This is a genomic window from Mesorhizobium kowhaii (assembly GCF_042431665.1).
Taxonomy (GTDB): domain Bacteria; phylum Pseudomonadota; class Alphaproteobacteria; order Rhizobiales; family Rhizobiaceae; genus Mesorhizobium; species Mesorhizobium kowhaii.
In genome coordinates this window covers 1-7,416 of the sequence record NZ_JBHLYT010000244.1, presented here as the reverse complement: position 1 = coordinate 7,416, position 7,416 = coordinate 1, and the positions used below count along the sequence as shown (strand labels likewise).

4 protein-coding genes and 2 pseudogenes are annotated in these 7,416 nt (G+C 60.6%); 2 read left to right on the top strand and 4 right to left on the bottom strand.

Annotated features, from left to right (window positions below; all coding sequences use genetic code 11):
* Both ACFFNA_RS40570 and ACFFNA_RS40565 read right to left on the bottom strand, forming a co-directional pair.
* A pseudogene (locus tag ACFFNA_RS40570) lies at positions 1-429 on the bottom strand (group II intron reverse transcriptase/maturase); the annotation flags it as partial.
* A 574-nt stretch (positions 430-1,003) separates the two neighbouring features.
* A complete protein-coding gene (locus tag ACFFNA_RS40565; RefSeq protein WP_378926057.1) occupies positions 1,004-3,961 on the bottom strand; it encodes a Tn3 family transposase in 2,958 nt (985 codons plus the stop codon).
* A 128-nt stretch (positions 3,962-4,089) separates the two neighbouring features.
* Between ACFFNA_RS40565 and ACFFNA_RS40560 the strand changes: the two genes are divergently transcribed.
* Positions 4,090-4,674 carry a recombinase family protein gene (locus ACFFNA_RS40560; protein ID WP_378926059.1) on the top strand — a complete coding sequence of 195 codons (585 nt, stop codon included), beginning with the start codon at positions 4,090-4,092 and terminating at the stop codon, positions 4,672-4,674.
* Positions 4,664-6,025 (top strand): DUF7986 domain-containing protein, encoded by a 1,362-nt coding sequence (locus tag ACFFNA_RS40555; protein ID WP_378926055.1) that lies wholly within the window; start codon positions 4,664-4,666, stop codon positions 6,023-6,025. The genes ACFFNA_RS40560 and ACFFNA_RS40555 overlap by 11 nt, the downstream gene beginning before the upstream one ends.
* Before the next feature lie 724 nt (positions 6,026-6,749).
* Here ACFFNA_RS40555 and ACFFNA_RS40550 read toward each other — a convergent pair.
* Positions 6,750-6,980, bottom strand: a pseudogene (locus ACFFNA_RS40550) (IS481 family transposase); the annotation flags it as partial.
* A 64-nt stretch (positions 6,981-7,044) separates the two neighbouring features.
* Positions 7,045-7,416, bottom strand: a 372-nt coding sequence (locus ACFFNA_RS40545; protein ID WP_514132030.1) for a D-alanine--D-alanine ligase family protein, incomplete at its 5' end; no start/stop codon positions are given.

The window sequence follows — 7,416 nt, the reverse complement described above, 5'->3', positions numbered from 1 at the left end:
CTGTCCCCTTCCTTGTCGGAACCCATATGAGAAGCCGAGGAAGTCTTGCTCATAGATCGCGTTCAGAACCGTGGTGACGGCCATCTGCACGACTTTTTCTTCCAGCGCTGCAATGCCGAGGGGACGGAGTCTTCCGTCATTCTTCGGAATGTAGACCCGTCGGGACGGTTGTGCACGATATGCACCGGATTGAATCTCCCGATGTAATTCGTGCACACGCCCGTCGAGCATCTTCTCATAGTCGTACCACGTCACGCCGTCCACACCGCTCGCCGCCTGCTTGCGAAGCGCATGGAAGCTCTCCACCAATAGCGTCGGGGTAATGTGGTGCATCAGCGTCGTGAAACGCAACTTCGGGTCCCGTTTGGCGGCTTCCCGTACGCCTCGATACCCATCGAAGCGTGTTTGATCCGGCTCTGCGTCCGGCACGCTGGAGTTTCGAAGACGTTCCCTCCGATTACACCCCTTCCCTCCATCGCCTCCGCAGGATCATCTCCCTTGTTCGGCAACTTCTGCGGTACTATGGGTGTATCCGACTTCTCATCAGCGTCGATGACTGGCTTGTGGTCAGCGACCTTCCCAGTCCCGTCCAGTCCATTTGCACTGGACACTGATGAGATCTCGCTGCTTCCGTATGAAAGACTTCCCGGCATGCACAGGGTCTCCGACCGCGCGGGATCGGGGCATGGCTTGCGATTAACGCCATGCACCGTGTTGCCTTCCGCTTCGCTTAACAGCGTCGGCATCCCGAATTGATCATTTCGCGGCTCAATGGCCGGCCTGCCGGTTTCCCCTGTCAACGCTTCGACGCACACCTCGCGATGTGCCCCGCATGACTCGGGGTCAGAGTGATTCGCCACTTCTTCTCCGTATTGAACTTTCATCAACTATCTTTCATCGGCTTTGCAGTTGATGTGATGGGCGTATCCTGCGGTCGCTTTTGATCAGGCCGGCCCCAGTGCATTATTGGGACACAGATATACGGTAGGCGGGCCGGCGGCTGCTATGAGGCGCCGATCCTGAGCGGCAGGAATCCGTCGCCGTCGACCACCAGGCTGTCGGACCAGACATAATCGCCAGTGATGTTGATATGGTCCCAGCCCAACGGCGAGAGCTGCGAGATTAGCCGCTCGTTGAATGCCGTTCCGCGCTGGCGCATCGCTTCGACCGCGCGGCCGAGATAGCGGCAGTTGAACAGGATGATAGCGGCGGTGACGAGATTGAGGGCCGCAGCGCGGCTCGTCTGGTTTTCATGCCCACGATCCCGGAAACGGCCAAGGCGGTGGAATGCGACCGCTCGAGAGAGCGAATTTTTCGCTTCACCCTTGTTGAGCTCGGCGGTGACGAGGCGGCGAAGTTCGGGATCCTCGAACCAGCGCAAGGTGAAGAGCGTGCGCTCGATGCGGCCGATTTCGCGCAGCGCGGCTGCCAGGCTGTTCTGCTGCCGGTAAGCGGAGAGTTTCTTCAGAATGAGCGAAGGCGTCACCACCCGGTTCCCGAGCGCATGGATCACCTTTTGAATATCATCCCAGTGCGCCCGGATCAGCCCGGCGTCGAGACGATGGCCGAACAACGGCGCCAGACCGCCATAGCGGGCTTTCGGTTCGAACGCGTAAAGTTTGCGATCCGACAGGCGCGGAATACGGGGTTCGAAGGAAAGTCCGAGTAAGTGCATGACGGCAAAGACGATATCCGACACGCCGCCGCCATCGACGTGAAGTGCCCCAACGTTCACGGTGCTCTCGTGGCCAAGGATTCCGTCCAACGAATGAATTGCTTCTCCGGCGGTGCCGGCGATGACCTTCTGGTGGAGCGGCGCGTAGCGGTCGGTGATCGTGGTGTAGATTTTGACGATCGGATCGCGCCCGTAATGTGCGTTGACGGCACCGCCAGCTTCACCGGGGCCGCCCAGATAAAAGGCTTGCCCGTCCGCCGATGCTCGCCAGCCCTCGCCGAACCAGGCCGATAGCGGCTCGGCGTGGATTGCATCGGTGAGGCATGCGAGCGCTGCCCGGAACGTGTCTTCGCGCATATGCCACATCTGCATCCGCAACAGCGCCCGGCGGGATCCCGCTCCGCATACCTCGGCCATGCGCGACAAGCCGAGGTTGGTCGCCTCGGCGATGAGCGTCGCCATGAAGGCGCGCGTGTTGGCGGGCGGCAAACTGGTCGAGACGTGACCGAAGTGATCTGTAAATCCCGTCCAGCGAACGACCTGATCGAGCATGTCGGTGATCCGCACGCGCGGCATCAGCCGGTAGATGGAGGCGGAAACGGCGCCAGCATTCTCGGCCTCGATGTCTTTCTGCTCTTTTGGGAAACGGAGTTTGCCGCCGGTGAACATCGCCGCATCCTTCCCCGGCAGGCCGCGTGCCGTGACGAGGAGAGCGGCATCGAGCTCGGCCGCGCGGGACTCGATATAGATCTCGGCGCTGATCACCGGAACGGTCGGTAGCCGCGCGGGGACGAGATTCGTTGCGGGTGAAGCTGATGTGAGAAGCGTATCCAGTGAACGATGGATCCGTGATGCCGGCACCCAGACATCCCCGCTTGCAAGCGCGTTGGCCAGCGTGAAGAAGGTAGCGAGTTCGTAGTAGGTGCGATCGATCGAGCTATTTTGGAAGACGTGGCGATACCAGCGTCGTTCGATATGCGCGAGCGGCAAGTTCTCTGGCAGTGGTTTGCGCCAGTCACCGCCAAGGTCCACCAGGACAGCCATCGCCGCGAGCAATGGCTGCGAGGCGCGGCGGCCTTCGAAGGTGAAGCTCGCCAGGAACCGGGCGCCGATCTGCTTGAACACGCGGTGCTCATGGGAAAGCTCGCCGAGTACGTCCGGCCTTCCGGGGCGAACGGTGCGCCGAATGATGGCTGCGTCGGCTTCGACGACCTCGAGCGGCGCGACCGAGGTGACGGCCGCTGCGATGTCACCGCCTTTCCGGGCGGTCTTTACAAGGGCCTCAAGCACGTCGGCAATGCGGATCAGCCGTGTGCGGCCCTGCTCGTCCGAGGCGGCGATCGTCCCCTCGAGCCGCTTCCGGGCGCGCAGGTTCGCACGGCCGACGAGCGACTGGAACATGGTCAGCGCAGCGTCCGTGAGTGTGATTGCGAGCTCGCTCAGCGTCGCCATCATCACGGCGTATCGGCGGGAAGATCCCATCTGCTGGAAAGCCTGTGCCGTATGAAGACTGCCCTCTCGCGCCATCTGCGCCATGCGGGCCGCCAGTTCCGGCCGCGATGTGATGACCGCGCCGCCGATCGTGCGGACGAGGGCGAGCTTGTCAAAAAGCTCGAACAGCGGCCGACTGCCGACGCGGGAGGGCGGCTCCCGCAGCCACGACAGCCGGCTCTGGCGAACATGCATCTTGTCCGACAAAAGCGCGTCAAGCTCCACGCGCTGTTGATCCGACACAAGGGAACCGATCTCGGCGGTCACCGCGGTGTCCGCAGCGTGCATCGCCGCGGCGGCCATGCGTTCGATTACGCTGACGCCGGGAATAATGATCTGCTCGGCACGCATTCGCCCGATCAATCGATCAAGCAAAACACGACCATCGGTAATCCCGATGGCCTCGCGCTCCGCCCAGGCAGCGAGTTCTCCACGGGCCGGCTTTGTGAAATCGCGGTATCCGTGGCGCTGCTTGATCGCCGCCAGTTGATCGTAGCGTGTGGCTCCGCGGCGGGCGAACAACGCGATCGCCTCGCTGTCGGCGCCGACCTGTTCGGCAATGTGATCGAGCATGATGCCCGGCAACAGTTCGCCGCGCCGAAGATATCGGCCAGGGTAGCGCAGGCAACAGAGCTGAAGCGCGTATCCGAGGCGGGTCTCCGGCGTCCGGCTTTGTGCGATCGCTGCGAGGTCATCGGGGGAGAGGCTGTGGTGGCGCACAACCTCATCTTCCGTGTTTGGCAACGCCAGCAGATGGTCCCGTTGCCTTCCCGTCATCGATATCCGCGCTGGCATCGTTCATCCCTTCACAAACCTCTTGCCTTACACTGTCATAATGAAAGAGGATTATGAAAGACCCCGCCGGGCGAATCATCGTACGTGCCGTCGGCTTCCACAAACGTTCGTTTCTGAAAGAGGCAATAGTGCTGATCGGCTACGCCCGGGTGAGCAGAGGCGACGAGCAATCGAACAAGGCGCAGGCCAGGGCGCTTACTGACGCCGGCTGCAAGCGCATCTTTGAGGAAGAGGCGTCTGGCGGTCGCTGGGAGCGGCCTGAACTCCACAAAATGCTCGGCCATTTGAGAGAGGGCGACACCGTCGTCGTCTGGAAGCTCGACCGTCTGTCGCGCTCGCTCAAGGACGTGCTGCATATCATGGAGCGCATCGAAGCCGCCGGCGCGGGGTTCCGCTCGCTGACCGAGGCGATCGATACGACGACGCCGTCAGGCCGCATGATGATGCAAATGGTCGGTTCCTTCGCCGAATTCGAGCGCGCCATGATCCGCGAACGCACCTCCGCAGGGTTGGCCTTGGCGCGATCCGAGGGCAGGATCGGCGGCCGCCGCAAGAAGCTCAATCCAAAGAAACGGCTGGAAATCGCCGAGAGCGTCTTGTCCGGACGCAAATCAGCCGCCGAAATGGCGCGGCTTTACGAAATCAGCCAGCCGACGGTATCGAGAATTATCGCCGAGCACAGACAAAAAGTGGGAAAAGGCCATGCCCAGTAGCCATGACCTCAAGGGCCTGATGAAATTTCTCGCCCGCGATGAATGGCGCGATTGTTTCGAAGACACTCTCGACGACCATTTCGGGCCGGTTCTCGACACCGGCAACATGGAGTTCGATGATCTGGCCGAGATGCTCGGCGAGCATTGGACGATGACGCTTTGGGGCTGCGCCTTCGAGGACTTCCTCACTCAGGATGTCGACGTTGAGGGCGGCAATATCGTCGACGAGTATCTGAAGCGGCGCGGCTGGAAGGAAGGCGCACAGGCGAAAGCCTACATGAAGGCGCTCCGGACATCGGTCATGAGCCTCTACGAAGTCAGCGGCATCGTGCCAGGCAAATCCCTGATGGCTCGCGATCTCATCCGCGGTGGAGATCCTGTCCTGGCCAGCGAGGGAACTGCCACGAAAACATTGCAGCAATGGGACCGAGTTGCAGCCAGAATCGTTTCCGTCTCTGGCAAGAACATCATTGGTGGAGGATTGCTGTCGTTCACGCCGGAAGCCTCCGACGCGCTGTTCGATGGTTTGCGGTCGATCTTCGGCAAGGGGCGCTCCAAAAAACTGCCCGTACCAACAGACGAAGCACTTCAAAACGCCGCGCCGGTATTTACCCTCTCATGGCTGTTCGACGCCCTGGACCGAACGATGCGGATGGAGCAGACAACCTTCGAGAATGGCGACGGAGACGAAATCGTCTTCCACGATGTCCGCTTCCCGTTGGCATCCGGCATCACCCAGAAAGAAATCACCGCCCAGCTGAAGACAGTCCCGGCTCTGCGGCAGGAGAACGCAAAATTCTGGAACTGGCTTGGCGATGTCCCGAAGGGAAGGCTTAAGGCCGGTAAATCCGGCAACCTCGCATGGGACACGACTATGGAGGACGGTGCGCGGGTTCTCGGAAATGTTGAAGTGAAAGGTCGCACCTTGCATCTGTTGACGAATTCGGCGGCCCGAGCCGAAAAAGGAAGGGCGCTGATACAGGGCGCGCTGAAAGATCTGGTTGGAAGGCCGCTCACCGAAATCCGCACCGTCGAGCAGATGATTGCCGAAAGGCCCGCCCGTGACAAGGATACGGCTGGTCCGGAGCTGCCACCTGAGATCGCCACAAAAGTCGTTCATGAGTTTTTGGACAAGCAGTATCGCGAGACCCTCGACGAGCCCATCGCAATGCTGGGTAATATTTCGCCGCGTACGGCGGTCAAAACCCCAGAAGGTCAGAAAAAAGCGGCCGAGTGGCTCAAATACCTCGAAAACCGTACGGCAAGCCAGCCAGATCCGGACGATCCCATGGCAACTTACGACTTCCGCTGGCTATGGAAGGAACTCGGCATCGAAAATCTCCGACGCTGATCCGCTACCGTATATCTGTGTCCCAATAATGCACTGGGGCCCTATCGCTCGGACTCCGTTTCAACACCTTCATTCTGAGGGACAGCCACCCAACCTGGCTATGCTCGCGAAGGCCGGCCCATTACGGCATCTAGGCCGACCAGCCATATCATCGACTGGTTCCACATCGCCATGAAGCTCCAACCAATGCAGCAGATCGCCGACCACATGGTTCGATCTCGCGCGGACGGTGCCAGGCCCCTTCCAACCATCCACAGGGACGTCAGAGCCGTGAAGTGGCGCCTGTGGCATGGGTGCCTCGATCGCGCGATCCGCGACCTGGAGCAACTCTTGGAGAGAGTGAAGGATTCGCAAGGAGACAGCGAGTTCTCGATCGCACGGCTTCATAGCCTCGGCTCGCAGCTCCTGACCTATGTCAGATCGAACCGCGGCGCGATCGTCAACTATGGCAAGCGATATCGAGCTGGGCTTCGTGTCGCCACCAGCCTCGCCGAGTCAGCAGTGAATTCGCTTGTCGGCAAACGCATGGTCAAGAAGCAGCAGACTGGTCTCTCCACGGTGCGCACCTGCTCATGCAGGTCAGGACGGCGGAGATCAATGGCGAACTTCGCAATCGGCTGCGGGCACCGTTCCGACAGCCAGAACCGAACGTGCCTCCATTATTCAAGCCCAAACCGCCCCTTCTGCGCGCCGCCTAACCCCAGAGAAGTTACCGGTCTCGACACCGGCGGAAGGCGACAATAATGGCCTCTTCCTCGACAGACAGAACCGTCGATCTCGGCTCCCTGGGGCCAGTGGGCAGATCGGCGGTTGAACTCCGCTTCTTCCACTTCGCGACCGTCTTGGGGTTGACGCCGTAGCGCTTCGAAGGCGTCCTCAGGCTCGCTTGACTATGTTGTATCGCTCGACGGACCGCCTCTGTCGTCGTGGCGCTCCCATGCAGAATCTGGCCCATAGCACATCCTTTGATTCGGACGACAATGATGAACCATCAAAACCTGGGATCAAACAATTTGGTCCTAGGGGATGCCGATCCCAAAACACCGGGTGTGGGCGACATCGAGGATGCGATAGATCAAGCTCGAGAAGCTATGTCCGGCGGTCGTTGCGGCAGTAACATAACTGGAGTGCATGGTGAGCGACGGCATCGAGTTCATCTCTAGGACAAACGGCTGACCGGAGCGATCGATCCGGAAATCGACGCGAGCATAGTCCCGGCAGTGACAGGCACGGAAGGTAGCAACCGAAATATCCCGTAACGTCTTCTCAAGCCGGCTGTCGATTTGGGCCGGGCAAATCTTCGGGACCCCTGCGGCCGCCACGTATTTCGCGTCCCAATCCATAAGACGCGTTTCGCGATCGCCGAAGTCCTGCTCCACCAGAGGCAACAC